The organism is Duganella kummerowiae, assembly GCF_053572355.1.
Map to the genome: position 1 here is coordinate 20,642 of NZ_JBKFEH010000015.1, position 15,678 is coordinate 36,319.

15 protein-coding genes are annotated in these 15,678 nt (G+C 61.6%); 5 read left to right on the forward strand and 10 right to left on the reverse strand.

Translation table 11 applies throughout. The features are described 5' to 3' along the window. Positions 1 to 32: 32 nt before the first annotated feature. Positions 33 to 971 carry a ribosome small subunit-dependent GTPase A gene (rsgA, locus tag ACLB1G_RS19710; RefSeq protein ID WP_491628942.1) on the reverse strand — a complete coding sequence of 313 codons (939 nt, stop codon included), beginning with the start codon at positions 969 to 971 and terminating at the stop codon, positions 33 to 35. Further along, the gene (locus ACLB1G_RS19715; RefSeq protein ID WP_491628943.1) at positions 968 to 2,233 is read right to left on the reverse strand and encodes a M48 family metallopeptidase; all 1,266 of its coding nucleotides are present in this window, start codon (positions 2,231 to 2,233) and stop codon (positions 968 to 970) included. The genes rsgA and ACLB1G_RS19715 overlap by 4 nt, the downstream gene beginning before the upstream one ends. Before the next feature lie 47 nt (positions 2,234 to 2,280). On the opposite strand from ACLB1G_RS19715, the gene orn reads away from it, so the two are divergent. Beyond that, a complete protein-coding gene (orn, locus tag ACLB1G_RS19720; RefSeq protein ID WP_491628944.1) occupies positions 2,281 to 2,877 on the forward strand; it encodes an oligoribonuclease in 597 nt (198 codons plus the stop codon). Between the two features lie 243 nt (positions 2,878 to 3,120). Beyond that, positions 3,121 to 4,008, forward strand: a complete 888-nt coding sequence (locus ACLB1G_RS19725; RefSeq protein WP_491628945.1) for an alpha/beta hydrolase — start codon at positions 3,121 to 3,123, stop codon at positions 4,006 to 4,008. On the opposite strand, the gene ACLB1G_RS19730 is transcribed toward ACLB1G_RS19725, so the two are convergent. Then, positions 3,998 to 5,329 carry an Nramp family divalent metal transporter gene (locus ACLB1G_RS19730; RefSeq protein WP_491629212.1) on the reverse strand — a complete coding sequence of 444 codons (1,332 nt, stop codon included), beginning with the start codon at positions 5,327 to 5,329 and terminating at the stop codon, positions 3,998 to 4,000. The two genes, ACLB1G_RS19725 and ACLB1G_RS19730, sit on opposite strands and share 11 nt — an antisense overlap. Positions 5,330 to 5,442: 113 nt before the next feature. After that, positions 5,443 to 6,141 carry a UPF0149 family protein gene (locus ACLB1G_RS19735; protein WP_491628946.1) on the reverse strand — a complete coding sequence of 233 codons (699 nt, stop codon included), beginning with the start codon at positions 6,139 to 6,141 and terminating at the stop codon, positions 5,443 to 5,445. A gap of 54 nt (positions 6,142 to 6,195) precedes the next feature. Between ACLB1G_RS19735 and ACLB1G_RS19740 the strand changes: the two genes are divergently transcribed. Then, positions 6,196 to 7,188: a serine/threonine protein kinase gene (locus tag ACLB1G_RS19740; protein ID WP_491628947.1), complete on the forward strand. Its 993-nt coding sequence runs from the start codon at positions 6,196 to 6,198 to the stop codon at positions 7,186 to 7,188. Positions 7,189 to 7,302: 114 nt separating this feature from the next. Further along, the gene (locus tag ACLB1G_RS19745) at positions 7,303 to 7,839 is read left to right on the forward strand and encodes a hypothetical protein (protein WP_491628948.1); all 537 of its coding nucleotides are present in this window, start codon (positions 7,303 to 7,305) and stop codon (positions 7,837 to 7,839) included. Between the two features lie 6 nt (positions 7,840 to 7,845). Here ACLB1G_RS19745 and ACLB1G_RS19750 read toward each other — a convergent pair whose 3' ends face one another. The 3 genes from ACLB1G_RS19750 to ACLB1G_RS19760 are packed head-to-tail and all read right to left on the reverse strand — an operon-like array spanning position 7,846 to position 10,071. Beyond that, on the reverse strand, positions 7,846 to 8,856 hold the full coding sequence (locus tag ACLB1G_RS19750) for a Fic family protein (RefSeq protein ID WP_491628949.1): 1,011 nt from the start codon (positions 8,854 to 8,856) through the stop codon (positions 7,846 to 7,848). A 2-nt stretch (positions 8,857 to 8,858) separates the two neighbouring features. Further along, complete coding sequence (locus ACLB1G_RS19755) at positions 8,859 to 9,500, reverse strand: hypothetical protein (protein WP_491628950.1); 642 nt, start codon at positions 9,498 to 9,500, stop codon at positions 8,859 to 8,861. A 10-nt stretch (positions 9,501 to 9,510) separates the two neighbouring features. Further along, entirely contained in the window at positions 9,511 to 10,071 is a 561-nt protein-coding gene (locus tag ACLB1G_RS19760) for a hypothetical protein (RefSeq protein ID WP_491628951.1), read from the reverse strand. A gap of 413 nt (positions 10,072 to 10,484) precedes the next feature. Between ACLB1G_RS19760 and ACLB1G_RS19765 the strand changes: the two genes are divergently transcribed. Then, a complete protein-coding gene (locus tag ACLB1G_RS19765; protein WP_491628952.1) occupies positions 10,485 to 12,872 on the forward strand; it encodes a hypothetical protein in 2,388 nt (795 codons plus the stop codon). A 240-nt stretch (positions 12,873 to 13,112) separates the two neighbouring features. Here ACLB1G_RS19765 and ACLB1G_RS19770 read toward each other — a convergent pair whose 3' ends face one another. The 3 genes from ACLB1G_RS19770 to ACLB1G_RS19780 form a co-directional block, all read right to left on the reverse strand. Then, complete coding sequence (locus ACLB1G_RS19770; RefSeq protein ID WP_491628953.1) at positions 13,113 to 13,937, reverse strand: hypothetical protein; 825 nt, start codon at positions 13,935 to 13,937, stop codon at positions 13,113 to 13,115. 237 nt (positions 13,938 to 14,174) lie between these two features. After that, positions 14,175 to 14,543 carry a DUF8785 domain-containing protein gene (locus ACLB1G_RS19775; protein WP_491628954.1) on the reverse strand — a complete coding sequence of 123 codons (369 nt, stop codon included), beginning with the start codon at positions 14,541 to 14,543 and terminating at the stop codon, positions 14,175 to 14,177. A gap of 33 nt (positions 14,544 to 14,576) precedes the next feature. Further along, positions 14,577 to 15,632: a DUF475 domain-containing protein gene (locus ACLB1G_RS19780; protein WP_491628955.1), complete on the reverse strand. Its 1,056-nt coding sequence runs from the start codon at positions 15,630 to 15,632 to the stop codon at positions 14,577 to 14,579. Between the last annotated feature and the right edge of the window lie 46 nt (positions 15,633 to 15,678).

Sequence of the window (15,678 nt, forward strand, 5' to 3'; positions counted from 1 at the left end):
GTGCAGCCGCTTGAAGGTCTATGGTTTGTGGCTCAATACAGTGTTTGCGATGACTCGTGCAGCAGCTGGGCGTACAGTTGCTGGCGCATGGGCGCTATCTTGCCTTCCTCGACCGCCTGCAGCACGGCGCACTGCGGCTCGCTCAGATGGCGGCAGTTGTAGAAGCGGCAGTGGCCCAGATAGGGCGCGAATTCCACGAAAGCGCGCTCCAGCATGCCTTCGCTCAGGTGGTACAGGCCGAATTCCTGGAAGCCGGGCGAATCGATGATGCAGGAGCCCGGCCCCATGCCCGGCAGGCGGTACAGCCGGGTGAAGGTGGTGGTGTGCTTGCCGGTGTCCAGCGCGGCGGAGATTTCGCGGGTGGCGATGTCGGCCTCCGGCACCAGCAGGTTGATCAGGGAGGACTTGCCCATGCCGGACTGGCCGATCAGGATGGACGACTTCCCGGCCAGCAGCGGCGCCAGCGTGGCCACGGCCTGCTCCGGCGCGGCCTTGGCCGACACTTCATGCACCGCATAGCCCAGCGCCGCGTAAGGGGCGACGCGGGCCCGGGTCTTGTCCAGCGAGTCGGCCACATCCACCTTGTTGAGGATCAGGTGGGCCTGGATGCCGGCCGCCTCGGCCGCCACCAGGGCGCGCGAGACCAGGTCGTCGGCGAAGCCCGGCTCGGTGGCGACCACGATGAACAGCTGGTCCAGGTTGGCGGCCAGCAGCTTGGACTTGTACTGGTCGGAGCGGTACAGCAGGGTCTTGCGCTCGGCGATGTCGTCGACCACGGCCTGGTCGGGCGAGGTCAGGGTCAGTTGCACGATGTCGCCCACCGCCACATTGGTCTTCTTGCCGCGCGTGACGCATTGCAGCTTGCGGCCGTCGTCGGCCTGGGCCAGGTAGTGGCGGCCGTGGGCGGCAATCACCACGGCGCTCAGTTGTTCCGCGCTGGCGCTGCGGGCCGGGGCAGGGCGGCGGCTCATTGCAGCGCCAGGTTGAGGTGGCGGATGCGCACGCTGGCCGGCGGATGCGTATCGTAAAAGGCCGAGTGCAGCGGGTCCGGCGTCAGGGTGGCGGCGTTATCCTCGTACATCTTGACCAGGGCCGAGACCAGGTCGCGCGCATCGGTGTGGCGGGCGGCGAAGGCGTCGGCCTCGAATTCGTGCTTGCGCGAGCTGAGCGAGGCCAGCGGCCCGAACAGGAAGGTGAACACGGGCAGGACCAGCATGAACAGCAGCAGGGCCATGGCGTCCGGGGCCTGGCCCGGCAGCATGGGGTTGACGCCCAGGCCGGTATAGAACCAGGTCTGGGTCTTGAGGTAGCCCAGCAGCGCCAAAAAGCCCAGCGACAGGGCGAACATGACGGCGATGCGCTTGACGATGTGCTTGAGCTTGAAGTGGCCCAGTTCGTGCGCCAGCACTGCCTCGATCTCGTGCGGCGCCAGGCGCGACAGCAGGGTGTCGAAAAACACGATGCGCTTGTTGGCGCCAAAGCCGGAGAAATAGGCGTTGCCGTGCGCGCTGCGTTTGGAGCCGTCCATGACGAACAATCCCTTGGAGGCGAAGCCCACGCGCGCCATCAGGCCTTCGATGCGGTCCTTGAGCGACATATCCTCCAGTGGCGAGAACTTGTTGAACAGGGGCGCGATCACGGTCGGGTACAGCACCATCATCAGCAGCTGGAAGCCGCTCCACACCAGCCAGGCGTACAGCCACCACAGGGCGCCGGCCTTATCCATCAGGGCCAGCACCACCCATACCAGCGGCAGGCCGATGGCGGCGCCCAGCGCCGTGCCCTTGGCGATGTCGGCAAAGAACAGGCCGCGGCTCATCTTGTTGAAGCCGTAGCGCTGCTCCAGGTGGAATTGTTTATAGTAGTCGAACGGCAGGTCGACCGCGCCGGAAATGACGGCGTAAGCCGCCAGCAGGGCCAGCTGGTAGGCCATGCCGGGGCCGGTCTGGCCGTAGATGGCGACCGACAGCGCGTCCAGTCCGCCCAGCAGGGTGAGGCCGACCAGCAGTCCGGTATTGGCCAGCAGGGCGACCAAGCCCAGCTTGACGCGCGCCACCGTATAGTCAGCCGCCTTCTGGTGGGCGGACAGCGGGATTTTTTCAGCGAATTCGAGCGGGACGGCGTTGCGGTGGCGCAGTACGTGGCGGATCTGGCGCGACGCCAGCCAGAAACGCACGACCAGCGTCATGAGGATGAAAGCAACAAACAAAATCGAAAACGCGTATGAATACATTCTATGCCTGTGAGAAAATGGCGGATTGATTAGGCCAAGAGAGAATTATGTCACAAGCGAACGACTTCCCCACCGATCCCGCCGCAGCGCCCATCACCCCGCGCCAGAACGAGATGAACCTGGTCTGGGTCGATATGGAAATGACCGGCCTGGAGCCGGACACCGACCGTATTATCGAAGTTGCCATGATCGTCACCGACATGCACCTGAACGTGCTGGCTGAAGGCCCGGTGCTGGTCATCCACCAGAGCGATGAAACCCTGGACAAGATGGATGCCTGGAACAAGGGTACCCATGGCCGTTCCGGCCTGATCGACAAGGTCAAGGCCTCGACCGTGACCGAAGCCGAGGCCGAGGAAGCCTTCATCGCCTTCATGAAGCAATGGGTACCGAAAGGCAAGGCGCCCATGTGCGGCAACACCATCGGCCAGGACCGCCGTTTCATGGTGCGCTACATGCCCAAGCTGGAGGCGTATTTCCATTATCGCAACATCGACGTGTCCACGCTGAAGGAACTGTGCAAGCGCTGGAAACCCGAGGTGGTGGGCGGCTTCAAGAAGCACCAGATGCACACGGCGCTGGCCGACATCGTCGAGTCCATCGAGGAGCTGAAGTACTACCGCGAGCACTTCATCAAGCTCTGACAGCCCGCTTCAACACGGCCATGGCGTCGTTGCGGCGCCTTGCCGTGCGTGTGCACTGTCTTCGGCGCCGCGCCTCGCCCTGACCGTGTTGAAACGGGCAGGCAGCCCGCGCCAACACTGGCATGGCGTCGTTGCGGCGCCTGGCCCGGCCCGGGTTGACACGGGCTGGGGGGAACCCAGCCGTGCGGCACGGCGGCTGTAGGTCGATTTACACTTGTCCTGAACAAACGGACTGAATCGACCATGCGAATTTCCCTGATCACCCTGGCGGCCGTGCCGCTGCTGCTGGGCCTGGCGGCGTGCTCGCCGCTGGGCACCCTCAATGCGCTGTCGCCGCGCGGCGATACCGAAGTCTCCGCTGGCCTGTCCTATGGCCCGGCGGCGCGCCACCGGCTCGATGTCTACCGCCCGCCGCAGGCGCAAGGGCAGGCGCCGGTCGTCGTGTTCTTCTACGGCGGCACCTGGCGCAAGGGCGAGCGCGGCGACTACGCCTTTGTCGGCCGCGCGCTGGCCTCGCGCGGCATCGTGGCTGTGATTGCCGATTACCGCCTGTATCCCGAAGTCAGCTATCCCGATTTCCTCGACGATGGCGCCATGGCCGTGGCCTGGACCCGGCGCGAAATCGCCCGCTATGGCGGCGATCCGCAGCGCCTTTATCTGATGGGGCACAGCTCGGGCGCCTACAACGCTGCCATGCTGGCGCTGGATGGCCGCTGGCTGGCGCGCCAGGGCCTGTCGCCGCGCATGCTGAGCGGCTGGATAGGCCTGGCCGGCCCCTACGATTTCCTGCCCATCGAGAACCCGGACGTCAAGCCGGTATTTCACCATCCCGACACGCCGCCCGATTCGCAGCCCATCCACCACGCGCACGTGGGCGCGCCGCCGGCGCTGCTGATCGCCGCCCGCGGCGACAAGCTGGTGGAACCGTCGCGCAACACGGGCCAGCTGGCCAGGCTGCTGCGCGCGCAGCAGGTGCCGGTGCAGGAGCATTACTACGACAGCGTCAGCCACGTGACCCTGGTGGTGTCGCTGGCCGCCCCGGCGCGCTGGCTGGCGCCCACCCTGGATGAAACGGTGCGTTTCATCCAGACCCCGGCCGCCAGCCAGCAGCCGCCAGCCGCTAACCGGTAAACGCCTGCCAGACCAGCCAGATATTGGCGGCCGAGATCACGGCAAACAGGAACCAGCCCGCCAGCGCGGTCCACCAGGCGTTGACGAACACGCCCATGATGGCGCGCTTGCCGGTCAGGCTGACCAGCGGATACATGGCGAAGGGCAGCTGCAGGCTGAGCACCACCTGGCTCAGCACCAGCAGCTTGCCCACCGAGTGCTCGCCCAGCGTCAGCACGCCTATCATGGCCGGCACCAGGGCCAGCGCACGGGTCAGGAAGCGGCGCTGCCAGCACGGTATCTTCAGCTTCAAAAAGCCTTCCATGATGACCTGGCCGGCAATGGTGCCTGTGAAGGTGGAGCTTTGGCCGGAGGCGAACAGGGCCAGTCCGAACAGGATGCCGGCCAGCGCGGTGCCGGCAATCGGGTCGAGCAAATGGTAGGCGTCATCGATGTCCAGCACGCGGGTATTGCCGGGCTGGTGGAAGGCGGCCGCCGCCAGCACCAGGATCGCGCCGTTCACCAGCAGCGCCAGCAGCAGGGAGACGATGGTGTCGATGCGCGACAGGCCTATCGCCTCGCGCTTGTGCTGCTCATCGCGCCGCACCACGCGGGTCTGCACCACGGACGAATGCAGATACAGGTTGTGCGGCATGACGGTGGCGCCCAGGATGCCGATCGCCAGGTACAGCGGCTCGCGGCTGGAGAGGGCGGATACCGAGGGCACCAGGCCGGCCGCCACCGCGTGCCAGTCCGGTTTGATGAAGACCAGCTCGGCAAACAGGCAGACGCCCACCGTGATGATCAGCCCCAGCACGATGGCCTCGATCTGGCGGAAGCCCTTGCCCTTGAGGCCTAGCACGATCAGGGTGTCGAGCGCGGTCAGGGCCACGCCCACCGGCAGCGACACGCCCAGCAGCAGCTTGAAGGCCAGCGCGCATCCCAGCACCTCGGCCAGGTCGCAGGCGATGATGGAGATTTCCGCGAAGCCCCACAACGTCTTTGCGGCGGCCGGCGAATACTGCTCGCGGCAGTGCACGGCCAGGTCCTTGCCGGTGACGATGCCCAGCCGCATGCTCAAGCACTGCAGCACGATGGCCGCCAGGCTGGACAGCACCACCACGAACAGCAGCTGGTAGCCGAACTGCGATCCGCCCTGGATGGCCGTGGCCCAGTTGCCCGGATCCATGTAGCCGACCGAGACCAGCAGGCCAGGGCCGGCAAAACGCAGTATCTTTTTCCACAGCGGCAGGCCGGGTGGAACGGTGACGCTGCCCGCCACTTCGGACGGGCAGAACGGGGCGGTGGCGGTGGTGGGCAGCTTGAAGGGCAGGGCGAACATAGGCATTCCAAAAATTATTGCCTAGATTCTACGTGGGATGCCCGCCTCCTGCATGCCTCCCTCGCCATAGCGCGGCGCTCACGGGTGCGCCGTCGCCAAACGCTGGCTGCCGATTATTCAGCCTTGGGCTCGGCGCCGTGGCATTTCTTGTACTTCTTGCCGCTGCCGCAGGGGCAGTCGTCGTTGCGGCCAACCTTGGGTTCCTCGCGGGTCACAGTGCTGACCGGCGATTTGCGGCGCGGCACCCACCACTTGTAGATGGCGGGCAGGTTGGCTTCCAGCTCCAGGCCCAGCTTGTGTGCCAGCACCGGGTCCTCCACCAGCGGCAGTTCCTCTTGTTCGATCTCGTCGGCGCCCAGCAGGTAGATCGGGCGCATCAGGTCGGCGACTTCGGAATCCCAGATCGCGTCCCAGGAACCGGGACGCAATTCCATGCCTTCCCAGAAGCCCCAGCACCAGGCTTCGGCGTTGATCAGGGTCTGGCCCTCGTGTTCGTGCTCGACGAACAGGGGTTCGAATTCCTTGGGCGCCACCTCGAAGGTCACCAGCACCTCGTTCATGAAGCGCATGATGAGGTTGACGATGCGCTCCTCTTCCTTGGGATTCTTGAACTGCGGCGCCTGCTTGCCGTCCTGGCCCCAGACGCGCGGCAGCCACTCGGCCGGGGTGATGGGCTCGGGGCCGATGGCGATGGCGGTCAGGTACCCGTGCAGGGTATCCATGGTCATGGCGTCTTCCGGGCTGCGCTCGGACAGCAGGAAACTGTCGAGGTCGTCGAATTCTTTGTCGCTCAAGGGCTGGTCGAGTTGCATATCTTGCTCTGTTCTGTCTAAGGTTGAAGGCGACAGTATACGCCGTCCCGTACAATGCAGGCTATGACTACTCCCCATCCCTATTCCGAACTCGGGCCGGACTGCGTGCTGGACGCCCTGGCCAGCATAGGCCTGTACGGCGACGGCCGCCTGCTGGCCCTGAACAGCTACGAGAACCGCGTCTACCAGGTCGGCATCGAAGACGGTGCGCCGCTGGTGGCCAAGTTCTACCGGCCAGGACGCTGGAGCGACGCCGCCATCCTGGAGGAGCACGCCTTCACGGCCGAGCTGGCCGAACAGGAAATCCCGGTGGTGCCGCCGCTGGCGCTGGGCGGCAGCACCCTGCATCACTTCGCCAGTTTCCGCTTTGCCGTGTTCCCGCGCCACGGCGGCCGCGCCCCCGAACTGGGCGATCCGGCCGTGCTGGAATGGACCGGCCGCTTCATCGCCCGCATCCACGAGGTCGGCGCCCGCAAGCCCTTCCTGGAACGGCCCAGCCTGGACATCGCCAGCTTCGGCGCCGAGCCGCGCGCCTATTTGCTGGACAACGGCTTTATCCCGCCTGAATTGCAGGCAGCCTACCGCAGCGTGCTGGACCAGGCGCTGGACGGCGTCCAGCGCTGCTATGAGCGGGCCGGGGAATTGCCCCAGCTGCGCCTGCACGGCGATTGCCACGGCGGCAACGTGCTGTGGACCGACGCCGGACCGCACTTCGTGGACTTCGACGACAGCCGCATGGGCCCGGCCATCCAGGACTTGTGGATGATGCTGTCCGGCGAGCGCGCCGAGCAGGTGCGCCAGCTGGGCGACATCCTGGCCGGCTACGAGGATTTCCGCGAGTTCGAACCGCGCCAGCTGTACCTGGTGGAAGCGCTGCGCACCCTGCGCCTGATCCATTATTCGGCCTGGCTGGCGCGGCGCTGGGATGATCCCGCCTTCCCGGTGGCTTTCCCTTGGTTCAACACGCAGCGCTACTGGCAGGACCGCATCCTGGAACTGCGCGAGCAGATCGCGCTGATGGATGAGCCGCCGCTGTGGCCGGTGTAAAAGCATTATTGGATGCGAACCCTGATCCGTCAGAAGGGAACGTAGTATGACATTCCGATGTCCAAGGAGTAGTGTTATGAAAATCTAATATAAATCTACCTTCGCGGGGAAATTATGTCTGTCGCAATTTATTTCTTTACAGCGGTTCTTGGCTTTGTTCAATTAAGCGACGCTGCTGCAGCGGACTCGCTTGCTGAGCGCAATGGACTGATTGTTAGTCCCCCGGACATGGATATCAAAAACAAGATTTTTGTAGCTAATGATGAGCGCGATCTTGCATCTACTATAAATTTTGCAGTGCCTTCTGTAGTAAATTTCGTTAAAACCATAAGACGAGTCTCGATTAAATCGAAAGATTCCGATGTTGATAAACTCTTTCCGAATTCAATGGAGACCCCGCATTTGCCGCCAGTACGCAATGATGCTCCAGGGCGGTATGTTGTGCATTATATTTATTGCTGGAAACATCCTGATGTGGATCATCTGAGTTTCATGGTTGAATGGGCAGATGTTACTTCTAATCTTCGTTATGTGACATCCTATGTCATGAAGATAAATAATAAAATATGGGTCTACGAGAAAAATGGAGATAAAACTCCATGGTTTTGGAGGGAGTACCCTCCCGCGAAAATACGAAGTTGTCCAAGCTAGTATGATTTATTTTTTTAAAGCCCGTAATAGGCCGTTTTCTAAGGTATATATTTTTCCTCTGGATGCCAGTCTTGTCCAATAGTATAACTCAGACAGGCTAATCTCTTCCCAATTGATGGTGTAATCAATTTCTTTTAGGTAATTGGAAATTAGTAGTATTGCGATTCTTCTGTTCCCATTTAAGAATGGATGAATTGTAAGAAAATCGCAAAAAAATTTTGCGGAGAAGTTGACTGGGTTATTGGCTTTTGCTGCGTTTGTATTTTCTATCACTGAGATGAGTTTACTTAAAGCTGGGAATATATGATTGAAGTCTACAAAATCTGCCTCTCGCTTTAGATTTACTCTTCTAAAAACGCCGTAATGTTTTGGAAGATTTGGACATAGCGCACTATGTGTTAGAAGAAGGTCTTTGACACTAAAGCTTGCAAGGCTTGGTTTGCAGTAGTTTGGAGATGGTAGCGTTTCAAGTTCCCTTCGTATGACGTCTACTTGAGCGGCATCGTAATTTCCAAGATATCCTTTTTCCCACGGGATTAGCCATAATTTCTGATGCTGCTTGTATTGCCTCGGTAAAATTCCGTTACTTCTATATGTTAGTAAACATATGAATTTGTTGTCGCGGTTAATTTCGGTTTCTGTCATAACGATCATCCCATGGTATCCCGGGAGTATCAGTCTGTAGTTGTTGTTTATTTTCTCGCTGATTATAAAGCTGTATGAACTTTTTCTTTGCGCAATCAAGAACGAATGAGGTGTGTTGCGCCATGCGGCTTTATGGAGGTCTGCCAAGCATACTTCGAATCCTAGCTGCCGAGCAATTTTAAACGCTTGCTGTTGAGATGGGCCACCCATTGGAATGGGTGCTTGCGATAGTAAATCTGCCAAGCTAACTCCTCTGCCGCAAAAGCGTAATATGTGGGCCAGGCAGGAAAGCCAGGTCAAGTGCACTCCACGAAATTCAATTTCCACTAGATCGCGGATGCCTTTTGGAAAACCCGGCGTCTGCATCTTCATTTTTATTTCCTTCCTGCTGCGGCAGCTGCTCCAGCTTGCTTTTGCGCATAGGCTTCGGTTCCGAATACTGTTACCCCAGCTTCATAGATTTTTCCCACGGCATTCGCGATACTTGTACTATAGCCTCCAGCTATGAGCGCTGCTGTTACTTCTTGTCCCAACTGTGCATCGGCTAGCTCTTTTGAATACCCGAGTGTTCCCCAGCGAGTATCATGATTGGTACAAGATGGTCTGAGATCGACTTTGCCAAAAAAATCTGGTACGAAAGCATCGGTTTTTTCTCCGCCGCAGCCGCTACCAACAAGTCGACCATCTGGTCGCAGCCCTGTTTCCGGATCAACGCCTGTATCAAAAAAACTACCGGGTGCGCCCGTAAAAAATTTTCCTGCATTGGTGTAGACTTCGCTAACTTCTTTTATGAAATCCTGAGGCGAGCTTAATAGTGCCTCAAATGTAAGCTCAACTGCTGCGTTGATTTCAGTTGTTATTTCTGGTGTCCAGTCTCCAGTAAGGCCGCTGGGGTTCGCCCAGTTCGGATCCCAACCGCTACTTCCAGAAGATATTCCAGAATCTTGTTCTGCATATATTAGATCAACTTGTGCGTCGACGAGTTGTTCGATGCCGATTAACGTAATCAAAGACATGATATACTCATCAATTGGTTAAGCAATTTATTGAAATTTCCGTAATTCTATTTTCATAGTAAAGTTGTGTTTTTTCTGAATTCGAGTTTTTTGAGCTGAAAAAATATATTGTCGCAATTATTTTTTCAGTGTTGGAGAAGATGGTAGTGATTTTTCCTAACCCGGTTCCCTCCTTTAACGAGATGTTGAAGATATCGATGTTGTCTCTCGATATCTCATTTATTTCAATATTGTTTTTATTTTTTTCTTTTATAAAATAAAACTGTGCCTTTATATTAATTTTGTCTTGATGAAATTTTTCAGGATCGGATTGCTCAATCTTTATATCTGCATTTTGGTATTTATTTTCTATATCAAAGTGGATTCGATAACCATCTAATAAACTCACTTTAGTTATCCCATGTTGAGTTTGAACGATTCTAAAAGGCGGGCCGGGCGGAAGTCTCTCGGGAAAGGTGGTATTGCTGTAATTATCTCGGATACAGTTTGTGGTTTCGGCCAGGTTTGCCGCAAGAACAAGCTGCTGCAATATGCATCCAAATAGCCCGATAGCAAAAAGGGATGTTTTCATAATTAAATGTGTCCTGAAAATAATTCTCAAGGTGATTGCGGTGTTATCTCTTCATTAGAAGACTTTATTATTCGACTACTAATTTAAAACGGTTTGATCTATATCAAATCGAATTTATCAAAGTTTTAAAATTTTGAACTGTGAATAGGTATGGCGCCTCGAAAAACCTACTTTTTGATCTTCGATGACCTTGTAAGTCCTTGATTCATCAGAGGGTGCTTTTCAGAAACCGAGGTTTTTCGAGGTTCCCGGTAGTCTTAAAGGGAGCTGTGGCGGCGTTTCCATCGTGAAGGAGGAGAAGTAGGGGGTAATTTCCCTTCTACTCCTCGTTCATGTGGATGATGTGCTGGCTGATAATTTGGATTCCCCAAATTCCCGGATGCTCCAGGCATACGTCCACAGCGAGAACTCCCATGCAAGCAAACCTGGCCCAGCGCGACACCCCCGCCACCCTGACCGTAGCCTACTCGGCCGACGCCGTGCCGCAGCTGGACGTGCCGGAAGACGAAGCCACTGCCGTCCCCGCCAAACCGGAGCGCGCCGCCATGGAGATGAAGGCCATCCAGGAAGCCATCGCCCGCGTGGAAGCCGAGGCCAAGGCGGCTTGCGCGGCCGAGAGCCGGGCCCACGCCGAAGCGCGCGCCCGCGCCCTGGCAGAGGACCGCGCCGCCATGGACGCGGCCGCCGCTGCCGCCGCCCTGCAGCAGGCCCAGGTGGCGGAGCAGGCCATTGCCGCCAACCGTGAACGGCTGGAATCGCTGCGCGCCGCCGCCCAGGCCAGCGTGGCGCGCCTGGACGCCGTCAAGCAGGAAACCGCCGAACTGCGCGCCCGAGTGGAAACCGATACCCAGGTGCGCCTGGCTGCCGAGCAGCGCGCCAGGGCCGAGGAGGAAAATCGCCGGCGCGCCAGCGAGCAGATGGCTGCCGAGTCAGAGCTGGCGGAGCGCGCCGCCCGCGCCGCCGAGGAACTGGAAGCGGAAACCGAACAAGCCCGCATGCAGGCCGCCGAGCGCGTGGCCGCCGTGCAGGCCGCGAAGGAAGAGGTAGTCGGCATCGCCTCGGCCGACGCCCGCATGGCAACCATGGCGCGCGAGCGCGAACGCCAGGCCTATGCCGCGCGCCTGACCGCGCAAAAGCTGGCCGAGGCCGAAGCCGAGGCGCTGGAGCTGACCAAGCAGCGCGAGCGCGCCGACCAGGTGGCGCTGGAAGCGGCCCTGAAGCGCGCCGCCGCCGAGGTACGCGCGCTGGAGGAGGCGCGCGCGCTGGCCCACCTGGAGCAGGAGCGCGAACAGATCGCCCTGGCCCAGGCCGAATCGGAGCGCAGCGCGGCGCAGTCGCTGCACTTGCGCCTGCAGACCGAGAAGGAAATCCGCGACGCTGCCATCCACCGCGAGCGCCAGGAGGCGGTGGCCGCCGCCGCCGCCCAGGCCCGGCGCGAAGCGGACGCCCGCATCCTGGCGGCCACCGAGGCGCGCATCGAAGCCGACCGCCAGCTGCGCGCCGTGGCCCTGGCCCGGGTCCAGGCCGAGGAGGAGGCGGAATTGCAGACCCACGCCAGGACGGAGGCCGAGCACGCGGCGCTGGAACAAGCCAGGCTGCGCCAGGCGGCCGACCTGGCGGCCGCCGAGGCGGCCCGCGCCGACAGCGAGCAGCAGCAGGAAGCAGCCCGCCTGGCCGATGAGCGCGCCGCCCTGGCGCGCGCCTCTGCCGAGCAGGCCGCCAGCCGCAACGCGGCCGAGCAGCAGGAAGTGGCGGCGCTGGCGCGCCAGGCGGAAGTGGAGCGGCAGGCGGCCGACCTGGCGCGGCACAAGGCCGAACAGGCCGAAGCGCTGCTGCGGGCCGAGCAGGCACGCGTGGCCGCCGAACAGCAAGCCATCGCGGCGCTCAAGGAAAAGCTGGAACTGGAGCAGGCCGCCGCCGAAGCGGCCCGCATCCGTACCGCGGCCGAGCAGTCGCAGGCAGCGGCCCTGCGCCAGCAGCAGGAGCAGGAGCAGCGCCTGGCCGCCGCTGCGGCCAGGGAAGCCGAGCTGGCCAGCCAGCTGGCGGCCCAGCTGGCGCACGACGCTGAGCAAAAGGAAATCGCCAACCAGGCGCTGGCCGCGCAAGCCCGCCTGGCGGTCGAACTGGGTGCGGTGCAGGCCGAGCGCGCCCGCGCCGAGCAGGAAAAGGCCGTGGCCGCCGAGGCGCTGCTGCAGGCCGAGCAGGAATTCGTCGCCGCCGAGCGCGAATCGCTGGCGCTGATCGAGCAAAAACGCGAACAGCAGCGCCTGGCCTCGGCGTCCGAAGCGCGGGCGGCCAAGGCCATTGCCGGCCGCCTGGATGCGGAGGCGCACGCCGCCGAGCAGGCCCGTGTCCGCGCGGACGCCGAACAGGCCGCCGCCGACGCCGCCGAACAGCGCGCCCTGGCCGAACAGCAGGCCGCCCAGGCCATGGTGGACAAGGCCGCCGCCCAGCAATCCCTGATGGAAGCAGCCCAGGCCCACGCCGCCATGCAGCGCAAGGTGGCCGCAACCACGGCCGAGATGACGGCAGCCAAGACCCGTCTGCTGGAACTGGAAACCCGGCGCCACGCGGCGGCGCAGAAGGCCCTGGCAGCGCTGCAGGCCAAGGTGCGTGTGGAAGAGGCGGCTTGCGAGAAGGATGATGCCCAGGCCGAGCTGGCCTCGCGCGCGGCCGCCAAGGCGCGTCTGGAGCGCGAACAGTCGGCCTCGATTGCGCGGGACGTGATCGACCGCCTGACCATCAAGGCAGCGGAACCCGTCGCCGGGGCTCCGGCGGCCGGTGTCTGGCGCGCGCGGTAAGGATGGCAGCCGCGTCCCGGCTCAGCTCGGCTCAGCTCAGCATGGGCTGCCGCCTGCGCGGCAGCGACGTGGGCAACGTGAAGGGCAGCATTTCTCGCTGCCACTGGGGCTCCAGCGTCGCAGGCAATCCGGCGCGGCCTGATTCCATCGCAACCGCCTGCGCGGCTGCAGCGACGGCGGTTGCCGCGAAAGCGGTGACGTGCCGCAGCGGCAGGCCGTACCGGGCGTGATCGCCCGGACCTAGAAGGTATAGCCGAGGCCGACCAGCAGCAGGTCGGCGTCGCGGTGGTAATCGCTGACCACCCGGTTCCACATCAATTCCCCCACCACATGCTTGGTGAAGTGGTAGCGCGTGCCTATGGTCACCAGGCCCGCCTTGTGCGAGCGCTGGCCCTCGGCCACCGGCACCGTGGCGTTGAAATACGGTCCCGCCCCCATGCCCAGCTCGACCTTGGTGTTGAGCGAACGGATCAGCCACAGCTGGGCCGCCACGCCATTGCGCTGGGTTTGCGCGGTATTGCCCTCGTTGAGGGCGGTCAGGGTCAGGTCCACGTATTTGCCCACCGCGCGCCGGTATTCCAGCCCGCCGGTACGGAAGCGTTCCGAATAAAAGCTGTTGCTGATGCCCTGGCCGGCCAGCACCGTCAACGCCTCGTCCGTGCTGGGGCCTTGCAGGTGCAGCTTGGCGCCCGGCACGCCGTCGAAGCGGTAGCCGGCGCCCACCATCAGCGAGGTGGTGCTGTCCTTGTTGTCCTTGTGGCCGGGCAGGATGCGGTTCAGCTGGGCCTGGGCGTACCAGCGGTTGTCGAAGTGCCAGGTGGCTTGCAGGCTGTAGATGCCGGCCCAGCCATGGTCGTTGGTGTATTTGTCGCCCGGCAGGGAGGCGGTGTCGAAATAGAAATATTGTCCAACGCCGACGCCCAAGGTCAGGCCGCGCTGCTTGTCGTGCGTGCGCAGCCAGAACTGGGGCGCGAAGCCGTCGCGGTGGTGGTCGTCGGGATGGCCTTCGTTCAGGTAGGTCAGGCTCAGGCCGACATAATCGCCCACCGGGTGGGTGTAGCTCAAGGCTGCGCTGAAGGTTTTTTCCTTGTCAGGATTGCTTACGCTCAGTAAGCCGCCGAGGGCGGAAACGTCTTGGGCCAGGGCGGTGCCGCATGAGAGCATGGCGGCGATAAAGAGTTGGGAGCGACGCATGATGAATTTCCGGAAAATAAATGCCCGTCGCTCTGGGCAAAAATAACGAGTTTACCGGAAACCATGGAAAGCCGCCCCGCGTTAGCGTGTGGGCAATGTTGATGCAGATCAAGGTTGTATGCTGACCTTGCTGACGTAGTACTCGGTTTCGCCGAAGCACTGGCTGGGCACGCCCTTGTGCTGCTCATAGCTGAGGATGACCTTCTTGCCGGTGGCCTCGAACAGTTGCTTGGCGATGACGTCATCGCGCACGCTGAACTCGAACTTTTCGGGGATTGCGCCCGGCATGGAGGTCAGCAGGATTTCGCCCTCCCAGGTCTTGCAGACCCAGCCGCGCTTGGAGAATTTCTGCAGGAAGCCGGCCCGTTCGCCCTCGGAATAGGAAACGTGCAGCACGATCCAGGTATAGGCCACGAACAGGAGCACGGCGGCGATGAGCAGGCCGAACAGGTAGGCAAGGGCGCGGTTGCGGGTCATAAAGGCAAAAGAGGGACAATATTTTCAATCTTATCACGCCGGGCGGCTGCGAACCGACGACCATAGCGACAGCAAAATGAAGGCCAGCCCGGACAGCCCGGTAATCCATTCCGGGATGTGGTAGCGCACGCTGGCCAGCATGATGATGGCCAGCACGCCGATGGCGTAGTGGGCGCCGTGCTCCAGGTAGACGTATTCATCCAGCGTGCCCTTGTGCACCAGGAACACGGTCAGCGAACGCACGAACATGGCGCCGATGGCCAGGCCCAGCATGATGATGACCACATCGCTGGTGATGGCGAAGGCGCCGATCACGCCGTCAAAGCTGAACGAGGCGTCCAGCACCTCCAGGTACAGGAAGCCGCCCAGGCTGCCGCGCGCCACCTTGGCCACGGCGCCGCCCACGCCGGCCTCGGTGAGGTCGTCACCCTCGTCGTCGTCCGGCGGGTCTTCCTCCAGCAGGGTGCTGAGCCAGCCCACCGCCAGGTAGACGATGACGCCCACCACGCCGGCCGCCAGCACTTTATATTGCTCCGCCTGCTCCACCAGGGCCACGCAGGCGAACACCGCGCCCAGCGCCAGCAGGATGGCCAGGCTTTCCGTGCCGTGCTGGTTGACCTTTTTTTCCAGCCAGCCCAGCCAGTGCAAATGCTTGTCGTCGTCGAACAGGAAGTTCAGGAAGACCAGCAGCAGGAAGGCGCCGCCGAATGCCGCCACCTCGGCGTGGGCGCCGGTCAGGTGGCGCGCGTACTCGGCCGGATTGGCAGTGGCCATGTGCCATACGTCCAGCAAGCCCTGGCCGGTGGCCACCGAGACGATCAGCAGCGGAAACAGCAGGCGCATGCCGAACACCGCCACCAGGATGCCGACCGTCAGGAACAGCTTTTGCCAGAAATCGTCCCAGTGGCGCAGCACCGAGGCGTTGACCACCGCGTTGTCGAAGGAGAGCGAGACTTCCATCACGCCCAGCACGGCGGCGATCCACAGTGCCGAGGCCAGGCCGGCGCCGCCGCCGTGGCTATAGCCCCACCAGCCGGCCAGTGCCAGGAGTATGAGCGAGACGAGGAAGGAAACGCGGAAATGCTGCATGCTTGTCTTTGTGTAAAGTTGGTGGCTGCGATTGTAGCCGACCCTA

Bases quoted from the DNA above. Each gene is read 5' to 3' on its own strand.
- ACLB1G_RS19725 (WP_491628945.1), top strand. From the start codon at position 3,121: ATGCGAATTTCCCTGATCACCCTGGCGGCCGTGCCGCTGCTGCTGGGC.
- ACLB1G_RS19735 (WP_491628946.1), bottom strand. From the start codon at position 6,141: ATGCAACTCGACCAGCCCTTGAGCGACAAAGAATTCGACGACCTCGAC.
- ACLB1G_RS19715 (WP_491628943.1), bottom strand. From the start codon at position 2,233: ATGTATTCATACGCGTTTTCGATTTTGTTTGTTGCTTTCATCCTCATG.
- ACLB1G_RS19775 (WP_491628954.1), bottom strand. From the start codon at position 14,543: ATGACCCGCAACCGCGCCCTTGCCTACCTGTTCGGCCTGCTCATCGCC.
- ACLB1G_RS19760 (WP_491628951.1), bottom strand. From the start codon at position 10,071: ATGAAAACATCCCTTTTTGCTATCGGGCTATTTGGATGCATATTGCAG.
- ACLB1G_RS19745 (WP_491628948.1), top strand. From the start codon at position 7,303: ATGTCTGTCGCAATTTATTTCTTTACAGCGGTTCTTGGCTTTGTTCAA.
- orn (WP_491628944.1), top strand. From the start codon at position 2,281: ATGTCACAAGCGAACGACTTCCCCACCGATCCCGCCGCAGCGCCCATC.
- ACLB1G_RS19740 (WP_491628947.1), top strand. From the start codon at position 6,196: ATGCAGGCTATGACTACTCCCCATCCCTATTCCGAACTCGGGCCGGAC.
- ACLB1G_RS19780 (WP_491628955.1), bottom strand. From the start codon at position 15,632: ATGCAGCATTTCCGCGTTTCCTTCCTCGTCTCGCTCATACTCCTGGCA.
- ACLB1G_RS19730 (WP_491629212.1), bottom strand. From the start codon at position 5,329: ATGTTCGCCCTGCCCTTCAAGCTGCCCACCACCGCCACCGCCCCGTTC.
- ACLB1G_RS19755 (WP_491628950.1), bottom strand. From the start codon at position 9,500: ATGTCTTTGATTACGTTAATCGGCATCGAACAACTCGTCGACGCACAA.
- ACLB1G_RS19750 (WP_491628949.1), bottom strand. From the start codon at position 8,856: ATGAAGATGCAGACGCCGGGTTTTCCAAAAGGCATCCGCGATCTAGTG.
- rsgA (WP_491628942.1), bottom strand. From the start codon at position 971: ATGAGCCGCCGCCCTGCCCCGGCCCGCAGCGCCAGCGCGGAACAACTG.
- ACLB1G_RS19765 (WP_491628952.1), top strand. From the start codon at position 10,485: ATGCAAGCAAACCTGGCCCAGCGCGACACCCCCGCCACCCTGACCGTA.